The sequence below is a fragment of the Glaciimonas sp. PAMC28666 genome, from assembly GCF_016917355.1.
In the GTDB taxonomy this organism is placed as follows: domain Bacteria; phylum Pseudomonadota; class Gammaproteobacteria; order Burkholderiales; family Burkholderiaceae_D; genus Glaciimonas.
In genome coordinates this window covers 143,070-168,131 of record NZ_CP070304.1, presented here as the reverse complement: position 1 = coordinate 168,131, position 25,062 = coordinate 143,070, and the positions used below count along the sequence as shown (strand labels likewise).

Here is a 25,062-nt window from a genome sequence, read left to right as displayed (position 1 = left end):
TATGGGTTCAACAACAACATTTAAACCGCCCATGCCATTGGCTCAGCGTCTTGATAATCCAAGGGCGGTGCGCTGGGTGGTTTTATTCTTAATTTTTTGTATTTTTTTGTGGCCCGGATACGGCGAATTAAAAGTATCTGGCCTACCAAATGTGGCGCCGCCGCGTCTTATAAAAACATTGTTGTTTTTAATGCTGGCTTATCGATTCCTAAATGTGGGAATCGAATTACGTCGGGTAGGAGAGCGTATCTCGCAGCATTGGGTACTGTTTGGAATACTCTTTTTTTATCATCTTTTGCTAATATTATCATTTGCCCTGGATCAAGCTTCCATGGTTTTGATTTACGGCTACGTTAAAGAAGAAGTTTTCACCAATCTTTTATTGATGTTTGCTGTCATTTTTGTGGTTCGCGATGACGACGATATCAAATCGATTGTAAAAGCCCTGGTTCTCGCGAGTATCGGCGTTGCTCTGATCGCAGCGACAGAATCGTTCGTAAAAGTAAATTTATTTAAATCAGTTGTCTCGAATGTCAACACCGCTTTAGCGTTCGGCGATAAAACCCGTGACTTGCGCTATCGTGCAAACGGCACATTCTCGCATCCGCTCGTCCTCGCCCAATACGCAGCTGTGATGCTTCCCCTTGCGTGGTGGTTATTCAGTCAGCCCTCCAGGAAAAAAATAGTATGGCTCATTGCGCTAGTTGGTTTGGTGACCTGTTCAATACTTTCCGTCACGCGCTCTGGTCTGGTTCTCCTGATTGTTTCAGCAATTGCCATCACCTTGGTCAGCGCAACGAGATGGTGGTACAGATGTAAAAATGGCGTGTTGAAAATGCTGCTATTAACGCAGGCGATTGGCTGGGGATTTCTTGTTATTTTTAGCGTTAGTGGTTGGATAACACGCTTGATAGAAGGAACCACACGCGAAGAAAGTAGCAGCTCCTTTTATCGACTTGAAGTATTACGGTCTGCCATTCCGAAGATTTTATCGTCACCTTTGATTGGTTACGGCCCTACGCATGCTATGGAAGGGGTCGGCGTAGGGAGGATGGGAAATATTATTGATAATTATTTTCTACTGGTGGGATTGGAAAGCGGGATATTTGCCGCGATGTTGCTATTGGTTTTATTCGTGGTGGCCTCTAAAACTGCATGGCATAAGTTCTCTTTGAAACAAGGTATTAGCATTCACCATATGCTGGCAATTTCAAGCGTCATTTTTTGTATGTTTTTATTATTTGTGCATGCATTGCCCGAGCTATTACCCTTATTTTATATTTTCCTCGGATTGATGGCCTCGGCGACGAAGAATAAAAAATCTTCAATTGCATTGAGCAATCCGTTATGAATACAGAGCAACCATTGATTTCAGTGCCGGTAGCTGTAGTGATTCTGAATTGGAACGGATGGCAGGACACAATCTCTTGCCTCGACAGCCTCATTCCTGGTTTGCCCTCAGGGTCTCGTGTGATCGTCTGTGACAATGCCTCCACCAATGATTCGGTGGTACATATTCATCGCTGGGCTGACGATTTGAGTGATAGCGCCATACACCCGACTTTTGTCACCGCACGTGCCGAGCGGCCTATACGCTGGGTTGAGTATGACAGAGCAAAGGCCGAGGCGGGTGGCGCTTCAGATGATCCATCATTGGTGCTGATCAATACCGGTGGAAATTTAGGTTTTGCCGGTGGCAATAACGTCGGCATTCGCTATGCTCTTGCCCAAAATTATAACTTCATCTGGCTATTGAATAACGATACGGTCGTCAACGCGACCTCGCTTTCCGGATTGTTGTCGCGTATGCAGGGTAATCCTCAGATAGGCATGTGCGGCTCTACGCTGGCCTATTTCGATCAACCGGATGTGGTGCAGGCACTCGGTGGTTCACGCTTCGATTTTAAATCTGGTAAGGGTGCACATATTGGCTTGGGTGAAACGCTCTCAGGCACACGTGACCCACAAATGATTGAGCGGTCGCTCGACTACGTGGCGGGTGCCTCGATGATGGTGTCGCGCGCATTTCTGAACGAAGTAGGTTTGATGTGTGAGGATTATTTTCTCTATTTTGAGGAGATCGACTGGGCTATGCGTGCGAAGGGAAAATTTGACCTTGCGTGGGCTTCTACAAGTGTCATCCTGCATAAGGAAGGCGCCTCTATCGGTTCCAGCCAACGGTCACGTCCTTCCGCCACGTCCTTGCAATATCTGTATCGCAATCGACTGCGTTTTGCCGATCGCCACACACCGCAACATTTCTGGAGCGTATGGCGTTCGATATGTTTCGAAGCGGCCGTGTATTTGAAGCGCTGCGACTTTGAGGCCGCAAAAATCATTTTTCGGGCATTGATTCAGCGCCGTTTCGATGGCGAGGGGACTTTGTGATGCGGCTTGCTGTCATTTGCAATGAAACGCCATTTCCGCCAATCCATGGTGGTCGTGTTGATGTGTTACGGCGTCTGCAAGCGTTTCATAAGCAAGGGGTAAAAATTGCCCAATTGATTATTTGGTGCGGGGAGAGCGATCTGGCAGGTCAGCGAGCGGCTTTGTCGGAAAACCTATGCGGCATGGTAGAAGAATTCACGCTCCTCGATATATCAAGGGCCTGGCATTCAAGGTTAAAACGGCTGCCTCGGATATTGTTCAATTCGCTTTACGTCGCGACCAGAGATGTTGATCCGATCAAACTTGATCTCTTGGTTGAAGCAGCCAGAATTGCAGACGTTAATGCAATTTTTTTGGACGGTCTGTTTGGTGGAAAACTGGCGCTTGCGCTGTCCGCCAGGCTCCAGATTCCACTATTCTATCGCTCACATAATGTTGAGCATACCTACTTACGTCAGCAAAGTCGGGTGGCAAAAAGTTTCAGGTCGAAGCTTATCCATTGGCTAGCTTGCAGGAATATTGCAGCATTCGAGCGCCAGATCATTGCTCGCTCCTCGCTCGTTTTCGACATTTCGATTGAGGATATGACCTATTGGAAATCTCAAGGTTTCGATAACGTGGTCTGGGTCCCTCCTATTTGCGATCCTTTGCCTTTAAGCTTAAGTCCGTTAAAAAAGCGAGACGTTGCATTTTTGGGGAATCTTTTTATGCCCAACAATGTTCAGGGCCTGCGTTGGTTGCTTGAATCGGTATGGCCGTTGGTGATATTGAAGTCTGCGGGCGCTACCCTGCGCGTGGCAGGGTCTAATCCGGTTGATGAAATAACGCAGGCTTGTGCGAACGCAACTAACGTGGAACTTGTATCAAATGTGAGGGTAGTTTCGGACGTCTATGATGCTGCTCTTGTGATGGTAAACCCTGTGCTTGTCGGTAGTGGTGTAAATATGAAAGCGCTGGAGTTTCTCGATACAGGGAAGCCGGTAATTTCAACATCCCAAGGCGTAAAAGGCCTGCCCGTTGAGCATAAGGCTTTGTTTCAGTTGGCGGACTCAGCGTCCGACTTCGCGTCCGCTATTGTAGAGGCGCTTAACAACTATTCTGACGCGGTGAGCAAAAGCCGACTGCCCGAGTGTTATCGACCAGAAGCCATTACTACAGTCATAAAAATGATGTCTGTCGTGATCTCGAGCTTCAAATCCGCGCAGTCTCTCGGAATCGCAGACATCGAGAGCCAAAGAAAATAATATGGGTATCCGCCTGGCTGTGATTATTAAAGCGTTGAACGAAGAGCGCCATATTGCACGCGCGATCGAGTCCGCAATCGCTGCAGTATCATCCTATTCAGGTCAGGTCATTCTGGCGGACAGCGGCTCCACGGATGGAACGATCGCTATTGCGAGCGGCTATCCGATAAAGATCGTTCAGCTCGAGGACACATCCGAAAGGTCCTGTGGTGTTGGTGCACAGATGGGATATCAGTTCCTGAACGTTGATTATGTCTACCTTCTGGACGGTGATATGGCACTGACAAGCAGTTTTTTGACGTATGCTGTTGATATCCTGGAGCACAGTCCCAGCCTTGCAGGAGTTGGCGGGATGGTCGAGGAATTAGGCGGGGGGAATTATGAATTCAACGTCAGAAAAGAAGAACAAGACGGTCGGTTCGCAGGGAGGCAGGAGTCGCTGGATATGGGTGGGCTTTATCGCGTAGAAGCTATAAAGAAAATCAATTATCTGACTAACAGAAACCTCCACTCATATGAAGAAAAAGAACTTGGGCAGCGTCTAACCCAGGCTGGATATTTTTTAGAGCGAATTGCGGAACCGGCAATCAAACATTATGGCAAAACCGAAGATTCCTTGCAGTTATTGTTTCGTCGCTGGGAAACCCGGCACATAGATGGTCCTGGTGAATGGATGCGAGCGGTATGGCGAACACCACATTTTTTTTCGGTAGCAATGAAATTTAGGCAGTTCTGGGTAATCTTCATTGGCTGGCTCTCGTTCGCAATGTCCTTAGCGCTTGTCTATCGTTCTTCGCTTTTCCTGGCTGTGACATTATTTGCGCATGGTGTTCTGCTTCTGCGTTTGGCGTTCAAAAGAAAATCATTCGGGTTGGCATGCACGGGGTTCATCCACTTGCAGTTCTATACTGCTGGCATGATTCGGGGGCTTTTTCGAAAACAGGTTAATCCGTCGCAATGGATTAACGCGAATGTTCGGGATGGATCTGTTTCATGAAAACTAGAGTCGGGATCGATTTCCATGTCCTTGACGGCAAATTCCAGGGTTCCCGTACGCACGTATTAGAATTATTTTCTCGTGTCATTGCACAGTCGCCAGACATTGATTTTTATTTGTTTTTGGATAAACCGGAGACGCTAGCGAATTGGTCGTCGGCCTTTTCTGGCGCTAACGTGCAGTGTATCAAGATGCCGCACGCCAATCCGGTGAAGCGACTTTACTGGCAACTGCCACGGCTGGCCCGTCAATATAGACTGGATATTCTCCATACACAGTACGTTCTTCCATGGCCTTTACGTTGTCTTGGAATGGTGACGATTCACGACGTCTTGTTCGAATCTCATCCTGAATATTTTGAGCGGATATTTGTGTTGCGCTCTCGTGTGTTAATGCGCCTGGCTGCAAAGCATGCAGCGCACCTGTTTACGGTAAGCGAATTTTCGCGCTCTGAAATTGTACGGTTATACGGGGTTTCTGAAAGTCGCATTTCGGTAGTGCTAAATGGCGTTGACCTATCACGCTTTAAGCCCGGTACTGAGGGCCGACAATTGCTGTTCGCGCGCGGCCTTGTTTCAGGAAATTATATTCTTTCAGTCGGTCGTCTTGAGCCGCGTAAGAACCATCGGAGTTTACTGGAAGCGTATGCGCTGATAAAGGGAGACGTACCGAATTTAGTGCTGATTGGACACCGGGATTTCGGATTCGACGTCGTCTTCTCGACGATCGCGCGCCTGGGTCTTGGTGACCGCGTACGCGTTCTTGAAGATGTTGCTGACGCCGAACTTCCCGTTCTGTATCGGCATGCGCGGCTGTTTGTGTATCCTGCCTTTGCGGAAGGATTCGGCATGCCGCCGCTGGAAGCAATGGCTGCAGGAATACCTGTCATCGCCAGCAATACAACGGCGATCCCCGAGGTCGTCGGTGAAGCCGGTTTGTTGGTTGCACCGGATGATATCGATGGATTGGCGCAAGCCATGCAGCGCCTTCTCAACGATCCGCTTGAACATGCGCGGCTTACTTTGGTCGCTCGCGAACGGGCGCAGTTATTCAATTGGGATCAGCCCGCACATCAAGTGCGAGAGCGTTATTTATTAGCAATAAAAGATTTGGAAGGTACTGAAGTATGCGCATGCTAGCAATAATGACCAAAGTGGTTCTCGGAATTTGCATGACGGGACTTAGCGCGATGGCGGCTCCCGCTCCGAGCGACGATTATCAAATTGGTGTTTTCTATTTTCCCGGCTGGAAGAACCATCAACCGCATGCTCCGGCAGACTCTCCGTGGGACCGGTTAAAAGCTTATCCGGATAAGGAACCCGCTCTGGGCTGGTACGACGAAGGTGCCGCAAATGTGATGGGCCGGCAAATTGACTGGATGAATAATTATGGCATCAGTTATGTGGTTTTTGATTGGTATTTCGGGGTCGGTGACCACGTCTATCTGGAGCACGCATTGGCGGCATTTATGCGCGCCCCGAACCGCGGTAATTTAAAATTTTCTATATTGTGGGCAAATCATGATGGCATGCCGAAGAGCTATGACGATTGGCTAATGATGGTGCGGTATTGGGTCAAGTATTACTTCCCTCGACCTGAGTTTATGCGGATTGATGGTAAACCGGTGGTGTATATATTTTCTGCTGACGAGCTAAAAAAACAGGCTGAATCCTTTGGTAGCACATCGAAGGAATTGCTCGACAGGGCGCAGGCAGTTGCACGCGAGGGTGGCTTGGAAGGAATTTATTTTGTCGCTGGCTCAGGCGCAAATGTACCAATGATCAGCTCCTACGCAAAAACATCTGGTTATGCTGCATTTTCGGCCTATAACTATCACCAGGGGCCAGATCGTCCTGCGCAGTCGCATAGCTATATTGAACTTGATCGCGGCTATCGAGAGCATTGGCAGCGATTTTCCGATAGAGGAAACCTACCTCTGATTGTACCGATGACGTCGGGTTGGGATAAGCGCCCCTGGGGAGGGAGCGACGACGCGGAGCATGACAAATCGATGTCAACACCCCAAGAGTTCAAAAGTCACCTTGAGGCGGCGAAAAATTTTATGGATGCGCATGTCGCATTGACGCATCGGATGGGTGTCATTTGCTGCTGGAATGAGTATGGCGAGGGTTCATTTATCGAGCCAACAAAAAAAATGGGCTTTAGTTATCTTGAGCAAATACAGCAGGTTTTTGGTGAGACCAGAACCGTTAGGAGTAATAAAAGTGAGTAGTCTGGTTCGGACCCTACGTATACTTGGCACGCGCGGGATACCCGCTGCGCATGGTGGTTTTGAAACTTTTGCCGAGCACCTGGCGCTACATCTGGTGGCGCAAGGTTGGCGCGTCGTTGTTTATTGCCAGGAAGATGGCGCTGGCTCATTATTCGAAGATGTTTGGGAAGGCGTAGAGCGCATACGTATTCCTGTGTCACAAACTGGATCGAAAGGCACCGTCATTTTTGACTGGAAAGCCACGGTTCACGCTGCGAAGTTTGGCGATTTGTGTCTGACGCTTGGTTATAATACGGCGATATTTTGCGGGCTGTTGCGGCTGAAGGGCATTCCGAACCTTATTAATATGGACGGCATCGAATGGTCGAGAATAAAGTGGGGCAGGTGTGCCAAAATCTGGTTCTGGCTTAACGATTGGCTTGGTTGCTGGCTAGGTAACCATCTGGTCGCAGACCACCCACAAATTAAAGCCCATTTGCAATCGCGGGTCGCAGCTAGCAAGATCACCACCATACCTTATGGCGCCGATAGCGTCACTGCCGCGCCTCTTGAGCCTGTTCATGCGTTGGGGCTAGAGCCGGGGCGCTTTTTGACAGTGATTGCCAGGGCGGAGCCTGAGAATTCTATTTTAGAGATAGTCCAGGGTTTCTCGCTAAAACCCCGTGGATATCAATTGGTGGTGCTTGGCAATTTCGAACAAAATAACGCCTATCATCAGTCGGTCTTATCTGCTGCTAGTGGCGAAGTCAAATTCGTCGGCGCAATTTATGATAAGGCGATAGTTCAGGCTTTGCGTTTTCATAGTGCAGTCTGCGTGCATGGTCATCAGGTGGGGGGAACAAATCCATCATTGGTTGAGGCGATGGGCGCTGGCAACCCAGTCGTAGCTCACGACAATCGTTTCAATCGTTGGGTGGCTGGAAATGGGGCGGTTTATTTCTACGGAGCGGAGGACTTTTCGCGTGTGATGGACGAGCTGCTAGTCAGTCCGTCAACCTTGGCGGACCTGCGTCAGCACGGACTAAGTCGTTTTCATGAGTTGTTCACGTGGCCAGATGTTTTGATGCAGTACGAACGATTGCTCGAGCGCTTTCTTCCCATGGCGAATTCGTCAGCGGAGGCGCCCTTAGAAAAAACGGAGAAAGGCAGTTTGTTGCCGAAAAATAAGAACCAATAGCCACTTTCGGTAGCGGGCGGGGCCAAACCCCCGCTGTGCTGCACTACAATTCTACCGCGTCGCAGTATGCACCGTCTTACTTACAGGTTGTGATGGCATGACATAACGAACCGTTTCCATCTCGCAACAATGATGCGTCCCCGAAAATCCGCGTTCAAACGGTTTTTTATGTCCCGATAGGGACAAGGAAATGACTTGCAACCAATGATCCGTTGGTGCTGGTTTTGCCATCGGTACAGGAATCAAAACTATCAGACTTAAAGCGATTAGCCAACGACGTAACACCGGTTTAGTGAGTGTTCTCGAGGTCCAGATGAAACCGATACTGACCAAGGCGCCCAAAAGACAGCCACTGATGACTTCCGATACCGAATGGACCTGAACAGCCAGCCTGGAAATACCGATGAATACGCCCAGCGCAATCCCGAGGATAACGCCTGCCGTCCGCGTCCGGAGAGGTAGTTTTTGAGATAACAGATAAAACAGCACAGGCATGACGGCTGTAGTGCGCATTGCGTGTCCACTGAAGCCAGTGAAGTCAAGGGATTGAATCCCGATACCCCATCCTATAAAAGCAATTTTACTTGCGGCGACCACAGTCAGACCCAAGCCAAATAAAAGGGTCCACCAGAAAGCCATGCGCCAGGCGCCTCCGCAAACCATCCAGACAGCACACGCCGCCGCTAATGGCAGCATCATTGTTGTGTCGGCAAGTTTGGTAATACCTAACCATGGAAACATAGAATCAGGCGGGCCTTAAAGTACCGCGATCAGAGTAATAAATGGGGTTCCGCGTTGGTGATTTGATTAATCTCATTCACCCGGCGTTCTAGTATACGGGCTTAACGCAAGACCAAAGAGTTGCCTTGGTAATTATTTGTAAGCAATTGTCTTCAACTAAGCATTAGCGTCGGGTTAAATGCTCGCGCCGACCACCCTTCGGCGCCAAGTTTCTTGACGAGTTGATTGCCTGAAGGTGATGGCAAGAGTTACGGTCTAAATGACGAAAGCTTAAAGGAACTAATGATTGCCACAGACGATACATGTGATCATCGATCATCTAAATTCTAATGTCGCTTTTTTTGCCCATTTTCGACCAGGTCTTGCTTGGCAACCACACGGTTATTTATGCATAGGTCGATGGCTTAAATATTTGAAGGTTCTGTAAGAAATGGTGAAATTCTTTACCCACTTCTGGATGTTTAAGTGCAAACTCGACCGTCGCTTGAAGATAGCCTTGCTTGCTGCCGCAGTCATAACGGATGCCCTCAAATTGGTAAGCCAGCACTTGCTCTTGAGTAAGCATCGCCGCGATGCCGTCCGTCAGTTGCAATTCGCCGCCGGAACCGGGCTGCAGGTCGCGCAAATATTGAAATATCGAAGGATTGAATACGTAGCGGCCGACTACTCCCAGATTGGAAGGGGCATCCTCTGGTGCCGGTTTCTCCACGATACCATTCAGTTTGAGCAGAACATCATCCAACTTTGTGCCGGACACTACGCCGTATGATCTGCTCTGCTCAGGTGTAATGGCTTCCACACCGACAATGCTGCTACCGTACTGCGCGTAAAGTTCAGTCATTTGACGCATAACAGCTACTTTAGCATCCAGCAGGTCATCCGCCAAAATGACGGCAAACGGTTGGTTGTGCACTAATTGTTCGGCGCAAAGTACCGCGTGTCCAAGCCCCAACGCTTCGGCCTGACGGACGTAAATACATTGAACATTTTTGGGCTTGATATCGCGCAGCAGGTCGAGTAAAACCTGCTTGTTTTTCGCAGTAAGCTCCGCCTCAAGTTCGTAGGCTTTGTCGAAATGGTCTTCTATTGCACGCTTGTTCCGTCCCGTCACAAAAATCATTTGCGTAATGCCCGCCGCTGCAGCTTCCTCCACGGCATACTGGATTAATGGTTTGTCCACAATTGGCAACATTTCCTTGGGGCTGGCTTTGGTCGCCGGAAGAAAACGGGTGCCTAATCCGGCAACCGGGAAGACGGCTTTTTTTATTGTTTTGTGCATGTTTATATTTTGTTGTGGATCAAATGGTTCAGCGTTACTGTTTGCAACTTAGACCCGCATCTCTCTATCGCCTACTTACATAGGGCATAGCCGAGTATCGAAGCCGGGCACAGAATTATTGGCATCAGGCAAAGGCCGCGTTATTAAATCCAGGAAAAATATGGATGCTGCGGCATGAAAAGCAATCGTCCCGTTCGAAGGCAAGCTACCGGAGCAAACTTCGCTTATTTTTGCCGACTAAAGTTACAAACTGAGTCCAGAAAAGACGGGCTTCTGCTTAAATATTTTTGTATTTTTAAAAATATCTCTTGAAGCGCCCCCCGAGAAAGGATCATTAATACGCATTTTCCCCTGACCATCCATTGAATGCGGTCCAGATCACGATACGCATATCCATCAGAAGCGACCAGTTCTGTATGTAGTGCATATCAAACTGTACCCGTTTTTCCATTTTATCGACGGTATCGGTTTCTCCTCGCAGACCGTGGATTTGTGCCCAACCGGTGATGCCGGGTCTTACACGATGACGGGCCATATATAGCTCTAAAATTTCTTCGTATTTGGCATTGTGCTGAAGAGCGTGCGGTCGTGGTCCGACGACCGACATATCACCAAGCAATACATTAACAAATTGCGGAAGCTCATCCAGGCTGGTGCGTCTGAGAAATTGTCCGAAAGGCGTGATGCGTACATCGTTTTGTGTGGCCTGTGAAAGTCCACTACGTTCTTGATGCATCGCCATCGACCGGAATTTGTACACCATAAATTTTTTACCGTTCAGACCTAGTCTCGCTTGGGTAAAAAATATGGGGCCGGGTGAGGAGCATTTAATTCCTATGGCAATCAGAGCAAACATTGGGAGTAATGTGGTTAGCACTATCGCAGAAAATACTTTGTCGAACAGATGCTTAATGATTCCTCGTGAACCGCGGGAAACAGGGCGATTTAAATCTACTGTCGCGAGGCCCAAAAAATCGACCATTTTATAGTTGATCATTTGCAGTCCCAGCAAATCGGGTGCCCAGCGAACATTCACCAGCGAATTACGGAGCAGGTATTGAAGGTCCATTAACTGCGCCGAAGCACTGATGGGCAACGTAATCCAAATTTCATGAATGTTGTTTTCCTGTGAGTACGCATTTATCGCATTAAAGGTTTTGATCCGCGTGGGGTATGCGCTCTTGAGATTAACAGCATCTTGTTCGTCAGCGTACACAGCAACTACGTCGTAGCCATATTGCTGCAGCGCGCGTTTATGCATTTCCTGACCGGTTTGATCGTAGCCTACGATCATGACGCGTTTAATATTAAAACCGCGTCGTTGTACAAGAACGAAGACGAAATAAGTGGCTAGTCTGTAAAGAGATAAGAATGAAATGCCGGTCAAATACCAATAAAAAAGCCATAGGCGTGACAGCCGACCAACGCCGTGGATTAGAAAACAAAAAAATAAACCGAGTAACAGAACGAAAGCCCACGATGTAATTAATCGCACAAAAATATCCGCGGCAAGCCGCTCGCCCCAGGCACCCGTTGTCTCGGATTGGGTGAATCCTAACAATACGAGAGTGCAGCATAGGCAAAGCAAAATGGTATGGATTGGGGCGATGGAATTTAGATCGATCCCGAAGCGCCAGTAACTGGCGAGCGGTGCGGCCGCAGCCAAAAGAATCACATCAGCCAGGCGCCTTAAAAGCATAAAATTAGATGGGAACTTGAAAATGAGACCGTTTAAGCGTGGCATGTGAATTCATTTTCCCTGGTATCGACAGACGCTCTCTTATTTGCAGCAACTGTTGTAATTCTCTCGTATTGACCGCTTCATATTTTTGCCAAAAGAATATTGCCGAAGCTTTTTTTGTTGCCAATTGGATAATATTTAAATTTCACTTAGTTTTTTGCTTTTTATAATAGTGAGGCGAACGAGGCGTCAGCAATTCTACGAATACTTACATTTACTGACATTTTTAGGCGAAGATGCCGGTTTTTTGGCTGTAAGTTCCACTTTTTTAACAAAATACTCCCGGGGGAAGAGTCTAATCGGTTGGGAATAGCCCCCTGTCCGATGAAGTGCGGTGATGTTGAAATGACAAAAGCAAAGCTTAGGAGAGATGATTGAAGTTAAGTGATGGCGTATTCCTTCGAGAATACATATCACTTAACGCAATTTATTGGGGAGGGTGTAATGCCGTGGATCTTAAGGGCGTGAATGTTATTGCCCCTTACTTACTCGCGTTCAATTGGATCAGCAAATATATAACCTACCGAGTGAGCAACTTTAATGGGTTGTGACGACCCGTAGGTCTTCGCAATTTTTCTTCTTAATCGACTTATTACAGCCTCTAATCTACGCTCATCATAAGCTAGGGGATCTTGCTGCAGCGCGGTTGAAATAATAATCCTCCTGCTGACCGGGCGCCCGCGACCTTCGACCAGGATATCGACCAATAGCGTCTCAAGATGGGTTAGCATTATTTCAGCGCCAGAAGGTGCGATGAGTTTCCACTCGTTTCTTACAAAACGCCACGGTCTGCTACCTTGCGCTTCTGCGTTAAGGTTCAGTCTGCGATATAGGCTATCGATGGTGGCTGTGATCTCTCTCGGATTTGCGGGCTTCGTGAGAAACATATCGGCCCCACTCTCGAGCCCTTCCACGCGCGTCTGCAAGTCGCTATGGGAGGTCAGCATAATGATCCCCAAAAGACGCGTTCGCTGCATGGCGCGAAGTTGATTCGCTATCGTAAAGCCGTTATCGCCCGACAACTCGACGTCCAGCACCACGATGTCTGCGGGGCGCTCTATCAGTTCTCGATATAAGGCCGCACTATCGTGTACTCCGGTTGCTTGATAGCCACGATTAAGAAGACTAAGTACAACGATTTCGCGGAAAGCACTGTCATCTTCCACTACAACAATCCGGATCATCTTTAGAGTGGTGTCTTGAGTCGGCATGTCCATTTGAAGCTATCCATTTTTTGTGCTGTGTGAAGGCATAAGTGGCGGCTTTCATTTCCAGATATCAGGAAATGTAGGAAGTCGTCGTTTATGACTTTTAATGCATAATGATAAAGCAATAATATGTAACTTTATTAATTGCGCACGTCCAATAGCAAATTAATTATCAAATATGCACAACTTGAAGGTCCAATCTGCCTCCTTTTTTTAATGGCAGGGGAAATGCTCTGGCTTTTAGTCACTCTTCCAGATCGTACACCAGTTGCTAAAATTGCCGACTTTAATCGGTTAGGCTATTAAAGTAAGTTGTCATTCGAACGCGCAGGGACCGAGTGGGGCTAAAATCAGACAGTATCCACGTGTCGCATACCTAGTTTGATATGCACTCGCTGCCCTTTTTTTCCATCCTGTTCGTTACCAAAGTCCGCAATTCAAGTGGTGAAAAATTTTTTTTCCGGATGAACGAAGCGCCATCAGGTAACCCGCCCCGGGCAAGAATATCCGCTTCTTTTAGCCCTGAAATGATGATTAGCGGGACATGGCGATAGACTGGATCAAGGTGCAATATATTCACCATCTTAAAGCCGTCCAGATCTGGCATATCCAGATCTGCGATGATGATGTCAGGGCCATTTTCACAGGTTTGTATCAATCCTTGAAGTCCGTTGACCGCAATAACGAAGCAGACGTCTGTTAGAGCTGCCAACGCGTTTTTGTATAGGCCGACTAATAAAGGATTATCTTCCACGATTAAGACGGTCCAAGACCGCGATGTGTCTAACGCCTCCATATTCATGTCGGTGTTGCGTCTTCAGCGAGATGCGAGCGCGTCCACTTGGGGTGTTGATGCGTCATTTGTTGTTTAATAAGTAAATAATGCGGTAATTTCTTCAATTAATTTTAACATATTTGACAAATTTAATAAATTTGTTAAAATCAGGAAACTGTGAAAAATTGTTATTTAAATGAATGTTTCGCATACAGATAGTTATTATATTCAAAATTTCACATAATGACGGTGCGCTATCGAAAGAAATTTCGACCACGAGCGGCTGGCAATCATGAGCTAACCGGTGGAGTTATTGGGTGAAATTACCATGCAGAAATGAATGCAGGGCAATGGCAAACCCGTTGCGGTTCCATTTACCTCCATGCTAGCCAAAGGTTCATTGAACGGATGGGCTGAGTGCCAAATTTTATAGGGCGGAATGATAAAAAAAAGACACCCCATTGTCGTTGTCGAAGATAACGAAATGAACAAACAGCTGCTGAGTTTTCAATTAAAGCATATTGGTTTCGACCACGTGATCGTGCTATCTAATGGCGAGGACGCAATCGACTGGCTGTCAAAAAATGAATGCCTGATTGTCCTCGCCGACTGTCAGATGCCGAAAATGGATGGGTATGAAATGACCATGAGAATTAGGCAAGATGAAAAAATAACCGGACGTCATCTCACCATCATCGCAATTACTGCAAGTGCGGCGGAAAATGATAAAGCACTTTGCTTCGCGTCTGGAATGGACGATTACTTGTGCAAGCCTACGCAAATTGCAATGATCAAAACAGTTTTGTCGCGATGGATTCGGGAAGATAAAGAATGAATTTAGCCCGCAACAACGAAATGGACGAGCGCGCAATTGATCTTGATATCTTGCGTGAGTTTGTCGGTGATGACGCCGATATTCTTAAGCATTTTCTTGGCCGTTTTTTTGATGCTCTTCGTACAGGTATGTTGAATATGCGAAGCATGATTCTCTTGGAGCAATGGACTGAAGTCTCAGCGCTTGTGCATACGTTGAAGACTTCAGCGCTGGCGATCGGCGCTGTCAAATTTGCCACCTTATGCGGGGCAATAGAAAAATTGGCTGCATTACCGTTAACATGTGAGTCAGAAATTGATCCTAGGAAAATTCTCATTCAGGAACTGAATAGGTCCTTCATTGATGTGGAAAATGCCGTCAACGACGTGCTACCGCTCGTCGCTCCGCGATGGAGTACGAATGAGTCCTAAAATTCTGATTGTTGCAGAGACTCAAGCCGAATCGAACGCCTTGCACGAGGCTGTCGAGTTGGAGGCATCTGCCGTTTGGTCTATGTCTTATCTACCTCAGGCGATTAAGGTTTTTGCAGAAAAACGTCCTGACGTATTAATTTTATCTTTCTCAAGTGCCTGCGCTGCAGAGCATTTTGTTATTAGGTTAGGCCGTGAGTGTGAGCTTTTTTTAGCTATTTCAGCGCAGATATTATTACTTTGCGACGACGATCAATTCATGCCGGCCGTAGCATTTTACGCAAATGGTCCCTTTGATGCCTGTCTTGTGGGGCGACCTTTATCACGCGCGATTGAGTTGAAGTCGGCTGTAGATCAGGCATTCGAGCGAAGACTGTCTATATTTTCCAAGAGAAAAATTTCCCGGATTCGGCTTCCGCTATCAGACAAAAAACTGATACTTGTTATCGAGGACGATCACGTATATAGCGAACTCCTGCAATGTGTTTTACGTGCAAACGGCTTTCAGGTAATGGCGGCGGGAGACGGGGTGCAAGCCTTGTCCATATTACGCAACTTTACGCCGTCGCTTATTTTGCTCGATATTGTCATGCCCAGCATTGATGGTATTTCTGTTTTGATGCAAATAAAGAACTGCGATTTATTGAGTACGATACCTGTGATTGTTCATACGGGAATGACCGTGCCGGAGGTATTTGACGATACCAATAAATACAACGCGTCGGGCATGCTACACAAACCGATTGACCAGGCAACTTTATTGCGGAAGATTAATGCGTGTCTCCTTGCCGAGAACCTTTGAAAATGCTGAACCCCGCAGTGTTGATAACCCGGAAGGCAGATGTTAGGTGGCTTGAGGAATGTTTGTCGGCTGACATGAAATTTTTTGATCCTGCTGTTCTGATGGAAGCTGTTGAGCAAAACAAGGAATTATTTGGTGCGTTGTCACGGGTGTTTCTACGGATTTGTCCCGAGATCATTCAGCGTTTAGAAGAAGCTATAGAAATTGAAAATTTATTAGATACGGCAAATCAGGCTCATACGCTGGCGAGTTGTATGTTCGTGGTTGGTGCGATACGTGTGGGTGAAAAGTTGGAAGAAATTGAGCGTGATGCACGTCAAAAAACACACATGTTCAGCAGCGTCGAATTTGTTGAAATGAAGCTGATGCTTTTTCAGGTTATGGCGGAGGTTGAACACAATTTGTTGTCCGAAATCGGAGAGTCGGCAGCTCTGCTTCAAATTGTTCCCAACTAAGGCCCTGTAACCGAAATAACGCAGATTTTTGACGAAGAGCACATGTGAATGACTTGAGCGATGAATAGAGATATAAATGGAAATCTACAGCCGTCAGATTTTTTTTCAAACCATCGAGTGTTAGTGCTTGAGGATAACGAATTTCAGCGCAAAGCACTTTTAATGGGTTTGACGGCAATGGGTGTTGGTTACATTGCTGAGGCTACCGACGGTCGTGAGGCACTTGACCTGCTTGCGCAAAATAAAATTGGATTTGATTTTACGATTTGCGATTTGCGAATGGACGTAATGGACGGTATAGAATTTCTTCGTTTTGCACCCGCGCAGCGTATCGGGTCAGTCATCCTTACTTCAGCGATGAAAGAGGACCTCCTGCGGTCTGCGGAGGCGGTCGCGAAGGATTACGGCGTCCGGATTGCTGGCAGGATCACCAAGCCGATCGATTTTTCGTTTCTAAGAAAAATTATGTCTTCCGATGAAGCTATGCCAGAAGTTCAGGCGATGGTTGAAGAGGAATCGAGATTAAGGTTATGGACCAAAAATGACCTGATCGCCGCGCTTGCGCTTGAACAGTTCGTTCCTTTTTTTCAGCCAAAGGTGCAGTTTACGAAGGTACCGTTCGGCGTTGAAATTCTGGCGCGCTGGCGTCATCCGGACCTGGGTGATATTTCTCCCTCGGAATTCGTGCCATTGATGGAACTGCATGGTCTGATCGATCAACTGACAGAACAGTTACTTCGCAAAGCACTTGATTCAATGAAAATATGGCGTGAGGTGGAGCCGCAAATGGGTATCGCACTTAACGCGTCCCGCTCGACGTTACAAAACGTGGCTATCCCTAATCGCTGGAGGGCGATTGCGAACGAACATTTGGTAGAGCCGGAATCGATCACCATTGAGGTAACCGAAACGGCGCTGGCCACGGATTACGAAGGATTACTGGAAACTGTCACACGTTTGCGTATGCACGGTTTTAACTTATCGCTGGACGATTTTGGCACCGGTTATTCCTCTTTGCAGCAATTGAGTCGGATGCCGTTTTCGGAAATTAAAATAGATCGCTCTTTTGTTACTGGTGCCGAAGGGACTACGCGCTCAATGGCGATACTCAATTCGATATTCGATTTGGCAAAAAATCTCAACCTCTCAACCGTCGCCGAGGGAATTGAGTCTGAGAGTGATGCGGCATTTATTCAGTCGCTGGGGTGTGACGCAGGGCAGGGATATTACTTTGCCAAACCGATGGCTGGTGATGACCTGCTTCGGTGGCTGGGGCGATCAAAGCCCCACCCTTTGGATTCGTAAGATACAGGTTCATGAACAAATTTTTTAACACATATCACATCAACGGGAGCATAAAATGACATCAGAGAACATAGAAAACGGCGAGAATAACCAAGGGTACGACCAGAGTCGCTTACTCGACGAATTACTTCATCGTAAAGCATTAAAAAACGACGCCGCTTTGTGTCGTCTGCTAAAATTGGCTCCCCCTTTAATCAGTAAAGTCCGTCACGGAAAAATTAAGATTAGCGGCGATGTGATGATACGGATCCATGAAACATTTGGAATTGCATTTTCAGAAATGCGACAACTGTTGGGAACTGACGAAATTGCTGAGAACTATGTTGTGGGACTTGGTTTGACGCTCTAAGAATGTCCGTTAGGTGATGTCGACTACTTCGAAGCGTTCGTTATTTTGCGCTGGATACGTATTCGTAATTTGCTTACCCCTGATCGAGGATTAGGGCAGGCGAGGTTCACCTGATATTAAATGTGTTTCCTCTCCGTTTTTTGCCCAACCGATTGCATTCATGCGTTTATCGTTGAATTTAAAATAAGCGGAACATCGGTTATGTTTGCTCTCGCTGGCGAGGGGAAAATGGTGATAAAAATGGAGGAAGAAGGTTCTTCATAAGAAACGATTTATTTATTAGGAAATTTATTTAATTTGGTTAAAATAAGACTTTAAAGAATAAAAGAAAATAAATGCCCTATTCTGAAATATGCACTACACAGAAGGTCGCTCAGATTCTTGGAATTTCGGTCACGTCTGTTCAGCAACTAGTAGAATCCGGAGAAATTGAGGCCTGGAAGACCGGCGGAGGACATCGTCGTATTCCGTTAGCCGCTGTTCAGGCCTATAAAGCATCTCTGACGACGGCGACGAAACTATACCCAGCCGAATTGCCGGTCAGCAAGAAAACATCGATCCTGGTGATTGAGGATAATGCGCTTCAGCGCGGTATCTACGAAAAGCAGATTTCATCCTGGAACCTGCAGGCTGATCTGCGCTTTTGTGAAAACGGTTATCAGGCACTGATCGAGATAGCGACACATCGGCCAGCAGTTTTACTGGCAGATATTGTGATGGACGGAATCGATGGCTATGAAGTCATTAATACCATCTTGCGCTACCCGGAATTGGCAGCAATGAATATTGCGATTCTTTCGAGTCTCAGCAATGCAGAGCTAAATGCGCGGGGCGGTATTCCAGAGGGCGTGGTTTTTTTCAGTAAACCGATGAACTACGACGAATTGCGCGGCTACTTACGTGCTTGCTGTGCACAAAATGTCGCCCGTAACGTGGGCAATTAGATTGAAGCGTTTGCTACTAACCTCAATCGGCCGAAATTAAGTCAGGAACTTTGCATTTTGGTTGCCATTAGACAATACTGACATTGTCAATCCAGCGTAAAGAATTAGTTTTTTTACACTTGCAGCGTGGAAACCACAGGCCGGTGTATCGGTTATGTGCGCAAGATTTGTGGCAAGGCGGCTCTGTAGGCAGGATCAAGAAGCAAACGGTTCTCAATGTTCTGCGTTAAAGTGGGGTATCAGAGTCTTCTATATTAATAGTTGGTACAAAACCTACGATGACGCGGCACAATCCATATCTTTACATCGATCCAAGCGTGTTGTTTAACGCAACAGGGGAAGATCTTGATTCGTTCCGTGCGTTGTCGCACACATTCCTCACGATCGCGCCGCCAATGTTTGAGCGTTTAATCGCAGCAATTCTAGCCGAACAAATCAAGGCAATATCGCATGAAATCCATTCGTTCAAAGGCACGACGTCATTAGTCGGTGCCGTAGAGTTGACCCGAAAACTGGAAGAACTCGAAAATACTCTGGCAAATGAAGTGAAATGCCAGCTTGCACAACACGTTCCTGAGCTCTGGCGGTTATTCTCTTTAGTCATGCAGGATGTCCGCGATAGTATTGTGCATTTTCGGGGCAATTCCTGATGCGCTCACTGTAGGTCGGATGTACTATAAGCTCCAACCACTGATCAGCCCTGGCCGCTGTATAAAATCCCGTTTTGTTCGCACATTATTTTAAAGTTTCTGGAAATCGCATCCGATGCAAATGACACGATCGACAGATCAGCGAGCGCTGGGTTTTGGCGGAGGACGATGGCGCCTGAGCGCAAGACGGGCAACGGCTATTATCGGCATCGTTGTCATTACATTGCTGGCTTTATTGATCGTTATATCAACCAAGATATTACATGATCGAACGATAGAAGCGTGGCGCACAGAACTTGGGAATTTGTCGCTGGTATTGGCGGAGAACACTTCGCAAACGATGACGTCCGTTTCATTGGTGCTTGATAGTCTGGTGGAGAACGTGGACGCTGCCAATGTTCAGGATCAGGCGAGCCTGATAACGGCATTCAAAAATGCGCAGACCTATCAAATGCTGCACGACAAAATCAGCGGGTTGCCGCAGATCAGTGTCGCCACTATTGTGGGCGCTGACGGTGAGGTGATCAACTTCACACGCTCTTTTCCGGCAGCCGCGACTAATTTGGCGGATCGCGACTATTTTATCTACCATCTGCACCACCCCGACCAAGGGATATTCATCAGTAAGCCGGTACAAAACCGGAGTGACGGTAAATGGCTCTTTTATTTTAGCCGTCGCATCGAAAATGCCAAAGGACAATTTTTAGGGATTGTCTTGCTGGGCCTTTCATGTGATTTTTTTGGTGATTTTTACAAAAACGTCAGTCTCGGAAATCAATCTGCGGTTTCGTTGTATCTGCGAGATTACAGTTTGCTGGCGCGTTGGCCCGCCACTGAAAGTCTGTTGGGGAAACAATTTCTAGCCGGCCCGACCTTTCAGGTGATGGAGGGCGAGCAAACTCATGACGTCGTCCTGACCCGGGCGCCACGCGCAGCAGAAGATTTCAAGAGCGTTTATCGCATGACCGCTGTTCGATTGGTCAGAGGCTTTCCGCTAATTATTAACGTGACCATCACAGAGGACTTGTTTCTCAGCGGCTGGCGGGGTACCGTGCAGCTGCTGGGCGGCATTGCATTAGTAAGCTTGCTTGCGCTGTCGGTTGCGTTTCTGCTGATGGCAATAATCCTGAAACGACGGGAGCAGGACGCTAAAGAAGCGTTCGTACTGAAGACGCAAGCCGATTCTGCCAGTGAGTCCAAATCGCGATTTTTGGCGACGATGAGTCATGAGATCCGTACCCCGATGCATGGAATCATTGGGATGACGGAGCTGATGCTGGAGACTAAACTTGATAGCGTTCAACATGCTTATGCCAGCAATGTGCGTAGCGGAGCCCGCGGTCTGATGCGGATACTCAACGAGATTTTAGATTTTTCCAAGATTGAAGCGGGTCACATGGAGTTCGAAATGATTTCTTTCGACCCGGTTCAGCTTATTTACGACGTTATCAATCTGCATAAATCCACTGCGGATCAAAAAAATCTGTTGATCGATACATCAATCAGTTTATCTTCTCCAAAGTGGGTCGACGGCGATCCTATACGCATCCGGCAGGTGCTCGGTAACCTCATCGTCAATGCAATAAAATTCACTCCTGCAGGGAAAATAACCATTTATTTCAGCGCCCACGCTGATTTGGCTAATCCGGATATGGTCCATCTCAGGTATTCGGTTTTGGATAGCGGCATCGGGATCAGTGAGGAAGCGCAGGCCAATTTGTTCGAACCGTTTAGTCAGGCCGACAATACGATGAGCCGAAAATACGGCGGCACAGGTTTGGGCCTTGCCATTTGCAAGCGACTGGTCGAGTTGATGTACGGCCAAATCAGCTGCGTCAGCAGCTTAGGCTTGGGCTCGAGTTTTACGTTTCGGATTCGCTCTCGTATTTCAGACCATGCGCCGGCCGATTTATCATTAATTGACACCGTTACCTCGGCGGAGCCGGTGCAGTCGCCAATAGCACCGGCACCCACTGCACCGCGGGTTTTGGTCATCGAAGATACGGAGATAAACCGGCAACTTGTACGGATTCTGCTGTCAAAAAGAGGATGTATCGTAGAAGAAGTAGAAAATGGCCAATTAGCGCTCGATGCGCTCGAGCAGAGTCACTTCGACCTGGTCTTGATGGATTGCATGATGCCGGTAATGGATGGTTATGAGGCTACCAGGCGGCTTCGGGAAAGAGAGGCCGCAACCGGTATCCCGAGGATGCCAGTGATTGGGCTTACCGCCAGCGCCATTAAGGGTGACCGCGAACGTTGCCTGTATGCCGGGATGGACGACTATCTGACCAAACCTTGTGCGGCTAAGGAATTCTTAGCCACCGTCGGTCGCTGGATTGAGCTTAAACCTATCGTCGTTGTGAGCGTTGAACGCGAATAGTGCTTACCTCACTGCGAAATCAGACGATCCATTTCAACGGTAGCGGAGCCCGAGATGCCCTTTTTCCTCTGAGGTAATCCGGGCACGCTCCATCAGTTTTCTGGCGCTAATTTTTCATCGCTACGTTACCAAGATTCCACATTGGTAAAAAAATTCCTAGCGCTAGTATTAACACGACGACTCCGAGCGCGACGATCAATATCGGTTCAATTTGTGAAGATAATGTCTTCAGCTGGTAATCGACCTCTTGCTCATACATTTTAGCGACTTCATCCATTAAATCGTCAAGTTCCCCAGTTTCTTCGCCGACCGCAATCATTTGGAGAACCACGGGCGTGAACACGCCGGTGACGGTAGCGGTACGTAAAATACTCTCACCGCGTTCGACACCATCGCGCATTTGCTCGATGCGACTAGCGATATAAGTATTATCGACGGTCTGGGCGACGACGGTGAGCCCCAGCACGATTGGTACGCCGCTCTTGCTGGATAAGGCAAAGCTACGGGCAAACCGCGCTAGCGTGCTTTTCAAGACAATTGGGCCCACTAACGGAAAGCGCAATTTAAGCTTATCCCATTTATATCGTCCCTGAACGGTGGACAGATAGGTTTTGAATCCAAACCAGCCGGCGCCCACGAGCAAGAGTAGTAAGGGCCAATAATGGATGGTAAACGCCGAAGTTGCCATTAAAAACCGCGTCGGTAAAGGCAGTTTTGCATTAAAACCTGCGTACACAGTCGCGAAGGAGGGAATCACAAAGATGTTAATGACGATCATCGCCACCAGCATGGCCATGATCACAAAGGAGGGGTAGCGCATGGCGGTTCGTACTCGTTCACCCATCTCGCGTTCGAATTCGAGATGTCCAAACAAGCGCAGGAAAACTTCTTCAAGACGCCCGGTCATTTCGCCGACCCGAACCATGTTCAAATAAAAGTTGGAGAAAACGCGGGGATGTCGACGCATTGCGGCAGAGAGCTCACGTCCGGCATCAAGCGACTCCCGAATATCTTTCAGCACGCGTGCAAATGATTTATTGGTGGCAGATTCTTGTAACCCGGCCAAACCGCGCATGATGGGAATGCCCGCTTTCAACAGGGTGTAAAGTTGGCGACTAAATAATTGCACATCGATCGTGCGTATTTTTTCTTCGTTAAGGCGCGCCCACCATTCGTTTTCGGCGCCGATCACGCCGGCAGCCTCCTTTGTGGGCGTAATGTCAATCGGGGTTACGCCCGCGTTAAACAACTGGCTGGCAATACCATTACTATCGCTCGCCTCCAGAACACCTTGAACTAACTCGCCGCGAGCGTTACGGGCTTTATAGGCGAAAAAAGGCATTCCTAATCCTCAAGCTGAGTACTAATGCGCATCGCTTCGCTGACCGTCGTTCTCTTTTCCAGCACCAGCGCCACCGCGTGCCGACGCAGGGTCTCACCGGCTAATTGTGCGCTTGCGACTTTCATGAATTTTGCTGAATCGTCGCCGTTGGCCGCGTCTGCGACTTCTCTGGTAATTTCCAGCATTTCATAGACTCCCACCCGACCACGAAAACCAGTACCATTACAATGCGAGCAGCCGCGACCATGGGCGTATTGGTGCATATTCACAGTCTCTTTAAGCTCACTCTTCAACCACTCGATTTCGTTCACTTGCAGGGCGTAATCTTGCGAACAGCTTTCGCAGATCAGACGCACCAGGCGTTGGGCGACAACTGCCTGCAGCGAACTGGCAACCATATAGCCGGGCACGCCCATGTCGAGCAAGCGTATTGGCGTGCTAATGGCGTCGTTGGTGTGCAGGGTGGATAATACCAGATGTCCTGTCATGGCGGCGCGCATGCCGATCTGGGCAGTTTCCTGATCACGCATTTCGCCCACCAGGACCACATCCGGATCTTGACGTAAAGCAGAGCGCAGGACTCTGGAAAAACTTAATTCGATTTTGTCGTTGACCTGAACCTGATTGATGCCGGGAAGCCTGTATTCAACCGGGTCTTCGACCGTAATAAGTTTTCTCTCTCGCGTATTGAGCTCAGACAACGCACCATACAATGTCGTGGTTTTGCCGCTACCGGTCGGGCCCGTCACCAATACTAGCCCGTTGGGGCGTTGGACGATGGCCCGAAATCGCTTCAGCATTTCTTTCGGCATGCCGATCGCATCCAGGTTGAGGATGCCACCGCTCTGGTTCAGCAGTCGCATGACGACGGACTCTCCGTGCTGGGTCGGCATCGTGGAAATCCGCACGTCCACCTGCTGTTGCTTGACCTTGATCGCGAAGCGTCCATCTTGCGGAAGGCGTTTTTCAGAGATGTCCAGATCTGCCATCAGCTTCAGGCGGAGCGCCAGCGATGGCGCGATTTTGATATCGGCCTCCGTTTGCAGATGCAAAACGCCGTCGATGCGGAATCGGATATGAAGTCGTTTTTCCTGCGGTTCGATATGGATATCCGAGGCCCCGACCTGGGTTGCGTCATCGAACAAGGATTGCAACAACTTGACAACTGGAGCGTCCTCCAAACCTGCCCCGGTTGCCATTGTGCCGAAATCGATAGCGGTATCACCGAGTTCTTGTTCTAGTTCCCGCGCTAAACCGGTGATCTGAGTGGTGCGTCGATAGAGTCGATCGATCGTCTGGAGAAGCTCGCTTTCATTGACCACGGCTAAAGTGATGTCGCGTTTCAAGAGCCGGGTGATTTCGTCGTAAGCGAATAGATCGGTAGGATCTGCCATCCCAATCAACAGCCCATCGTCCTGTTCGTCCATCGCAATGGCGCGGAAACGCCGTGCCTGAATTTCAGGAAGAAGACGCACCGTGTTTGGTTTGATCTGATATTGCTTGAGATTGATGTACGGAATATTAAGCTGCCGGGCCAGGGCGCCAGAAATAGCGTCTTCCGTCGCAAAACCGTTTTCAACAAAAATACGCCCCAATTTCCGTCCGGTGCGTTGTTGTTCGGCTAATGCTAATTGCAATTGTTCTTGCGACAGCAGTTTTTGTTGAAGTAAAATTTCGCCCAAGCGAATTTTTTCTGGTCTGGCCATGAATATCCCTTGAAACTGCTTACGTTGCACGGTGTGCAGTGCGATTTATATAATGTTTATCTTGCCATCAAACACCGGTACTTTTCCATTATTTGATA

General features: G+C 48.0%; 23 protein-coding genes. 16 read left to right on the top strand and 7 right to left on the bottom strand.

Annotated features, from left to right (window positions below):
* Window position 1 precedes the first annotated feature (1 nt).
* The 7 genes from JQN73_RS00675 (at window position 2) to JQN73_RS00645 (ending at window position 8,039) form a co-directional block, all read left to right on the top strand.
* Complete coding sequence (locus JQN73_RS00675; protein WP_205321199.1) at window positions 2–1,351, top strand: O-antigen ligase; 1,350 nt, start codon at window positions 2–4, stop codon at window positions 1,349–1,351.
* Entirely contained in the window at window positions 1,348–2,388 is a 1,041-nt protein-coding gene (locus tag JQN73_RS00670; protein WP_205321198.1) for a glycosyltransferase family 2 protein, read from the top strand. The genes JQN73_RS00675 and JQN73_RS00670 overlap by 4 nt, the downstream gene beginning before the upstream one ends.
* 182 nt (window positions 2,389–2,570) lie before the next feature.
* Window positions 2,571–3,632 carry a glycosyltransferase gene (locus JQN73_RS00665; protein WP_205321197.1) on the top strand — a complete coding sequence of 354 codons (1,062 nt, stop codon included), beginning with the start codon at window positions 2,571–2,573 and terminating at the stop codon, window positions 3,630–3,632.
* 1 nt (window position 3,633) lies between these two features.
* Window positions 3,634–4,629: a glycosyltransferase family 2 protein gene (locus JQN73_RS00660; protein WP_205321196.1), complete on the top strand. Its 996-nt coding sequence runs from the start codon at window positions 3,634–3,636 to the stop codon at window positions 4,627–4,629.
* A complete protein-coding gene (locus JQN73_RS00655) occupies window positions 4,626–5,768 on the top strand; it encodes a glycosyltransferase family 1 protein (protein ID WP_205321195.1) in 1,143 nt (380 codons plus the stop codon). The genes JQN73_RS00660 and JQN73_RS00655 overlap by 4 nt, the downstream gene beginning before the upstream one ends.
* A gap of 32 nt (window positions 5,769–5,800) precedes the next feature.
* Complete coding sequence (locus JQN73_RS00650) at window positions 5,801–6,862, top strand: glycoside hydrolase family 99-like domain-containing protein (protein ID WP_205321194.1); 1,062 nt, start codon at window positions 5,801–5,803, stop codon at window positions 6,860–6,862.
* Window positions 6,855–8,039 carry a DUF1972 domain-containing protein gene (locus JQN73_RS00645; RefSeq protein ID WP_240162377.1) on the top strand — a complete coding sequence of 395 codons (1,185 nt, stop codon included), beginning with the start codon at window positions 6,855–6,857 and terminating at the stop codon, window positions 8,037–8,039. The genes JQN73_RS00650 and JQN73_RS00645 overlap by 8 nt, the downstream gene beginning before the upstream one ends.
* A gap of 51 nt (window positions 8,040–8,090) precedes the next feature.
* Here JQN73_RS00645 and JQN73_RS00640 read toward each other — a convergent pair whose 3' ends face one another.
* The 5 genes from JQN73_RS00640 to JQN73_RS00620 form a co-directional block, all read right to left on the bottom strand.
* Complete coding sequence (locus JQN73_RS00640; protein WP_205321192.1) at window positions 8,091–8,780, bottom strand: phosphatase PAP2 family protein; 690 nt, start codon at window positions 8,778–8,780, stop codon at window positions 8,091–8,093.
* 385 nt (window positions 8,781–9,165) lie between these two features.
* Window positions 9,166–10,059, bottom strand: coding sequence for a UTP--glucose-1-phosphate uridylyltransferase GalU (gene galU / locus JQN73_RS00635; protein WP_205321191.1), 894 nt, complete (start codon window positions 10,057–10,059; stop codon window positions 9,166–9,168).
* A 334-nt stretch (window positions 10,060–10,393) separates the two neighbouring features.
* Complete coding sequence (locus JQN73_RS00630; RefSeq protein ID WP_205321190.1) at window positions 10,394–11,758, bottom strand: undecaprenyl-phosphate glucose phosphotransferase; 1,365 nt, start codon at window positions 11,756–11,758, stop codon at window positions 10,394–10,396.
* Window positions 11,759–12,285: 527 nt separating this feature from the next.
* Window positions 12,286–13,017, bottom strand: a complete 732-nt coding sequence (locus JQN73_RS00625) for a response regulator transcription factor (protein ID WP_205321189.1) — start codon at window positions 13,015–13,017, stop codon at window positions 12,286–12,288.
* Window positions 13,018–13,384: 367 nt separating this feature from the next.
* A complete protein-coding gene (locus JQN73_RS00620) occupies window positions 13,385–13,762 on the bottom strand; it encodes a PleD family two-component system response regulator (RefSeq protein ID WP_205321188.1) in 378 nt (125 codons plus the stop codon).
* Window positions 13,763–14,222: 460 nt separating this feature from the next.
* On the opposite strand from JQN73_RS00620, the gene JQN73_RS00615 reads away from it, so the two are divergent.
* The 9 genes from JQN73_RS00615 (at window position 14,223) to JQN73_RS00575 (ending at window position 21,916) form a co-directional block, all read left to right on the top strand.
* On the top strand, window positions 14,223–14,618 hold the full coding sequence (locus JQN73_RS00615) for a response regulator (RefSeq protein ID WP_255542198.1): 396 nt from the start codon (window positions 14,223–14,225) through the stop codon (window positions 14,616–14,618).
* On the top strand, window positions 14,615–15,028 hold the full coding sequence (locus tag JQN73_RS00610; protein WP_205321186.1) for an Hpt domain-containing protein: 414 nt from the start codon (window positions 14,615–14,617) through the stop codon (window positions 15,026–15,028). The genes JQN73_RS00615 and JQN73_RS00610 overlap by 4 nt, the downstream gene beginning before the upstream one ends.
* Window positions 15,018–15,830 carry a response regulator gene (locus tag JQN73_RS00605; RefSeq protein ID WP_205321185.1) on the top strand — a complete coding sequence of 271 codons (813 nt, stop codon included), beginning with the start codon at window positions 15,018–15,020 and terminating at the stop codon, window positions 15,828–15,830. The genes JQN73_RS00610 and JQN73_RS00605 overlap by 11 nt, the downstream gene beginning before the upstream one ends.
* Before the next feature lie 2 nt (window positions 15,831–15,832).
* Window positions 15,833–16,285, top strand: a complete 453-nt coding sequence (locus tag JQN73_RS00600; protein WP_240162508.1) for an Hpt domain-containing protein — start codon at window positions 15,833–15,835, stop codon at window positions 16,283–16,285.
* A 123-nt stretch (window positions 16,286–16,408) separates the two neighbouring features.
* The gene (locus JQN73_RS00595; protein WP_205321183.1) at window positions 16,409–17,590 is read left to right on the top strand and encodes an EAL domain-containing protein; all 1,182 of its coding nucleotides are present in this window, start codon (window positions 16,409–16,411) and stop codon (window positions 17,588–17,590) included.
* A 55-nt stretch (window positions 17,591–17,645) separates the two neighbouring features.
* Window positions 17,646–17,939 carry a hypothetical protein gene (locus JQN73_RS00590; RefSeq protein ID WP_205321182.1) on the top strand — a complete coding sequence of 98 codons (294 nt, stop codon included), beginning with the start codon at window positions 17,646–17,648 and terminating at the stop codon, window positions 17,937–17,939.
* A gap of 335 nt (window positions 17,940–18,274) precedes the next feature.
* Window positions 18,275–18,883, top strand: a complete 609-nt coding sequence (locus JQN73_RS00585) for a response regulator (RefSeq protein WP_205321181.1) — start codon at window positions 18,275–18,277, stop codon at window positions 18,881–18,883.
* 278 nt (window positions 18,884–19,161) lie between these two features.
* Complete coding sequence (locus tag JQN73_RS00580; protein WP_205321180.1) at window positions 19,162–19,533, top strand: Hpt domain-containing protein; 372 nt, start codon at window positions 19,162–19,164, stop codon at window positions 19,531–19,533.
* A gap of 115 nt (window positions 19,534–19,648) precedes the next feature.
* Window positions 19,649–21,916, top strand: a complete 2,268-nt coding sequence (locus JQN73_RS00575) for a hybrid sensor histidine kinase/response regulator (protein WP_240162376.1) — start codon at window positions 19,649–19,651, stop codon at window positions 21,914–21,916.
* Between the two features lie 106 nt (window positions 21,917–22,022).
* On the opposite strand, the gene JQN73_RS00570 is transcribed toward JQN73_RS00575, so the two are convergent.
* Together JQN73_RS00570 and JQN73_RS00565 are read right to left on the bottom strand one after the other, a co-directional pair.
* Window positions 22,023–23,258 (bottom strand): type II secretion system F family protein, encoded by a 1,236-nt coding sequence (locus JQN73_RS00570; RefSeq protein WP_205321179.1) that lies wholly within the window; start codon window positions 23,256–23,258, stop codon window positions 22,023–22,025.
* Between the two features lie 2 nt (window positions 23,259–23,260).
* Window positions 23,261–24,964: a GspE/PulE family protein gene (locus JQN73_RS00565; protein WP_205321178.1), complete on the bottom strand. Its 1,704-nt coding sequence runs from the start codon at window positions 24,962–24,964 to the stop codon at window positions 23,261–23,263.
* Window positions 24,965–25,062: the final 98 nt, after the last annotated feature.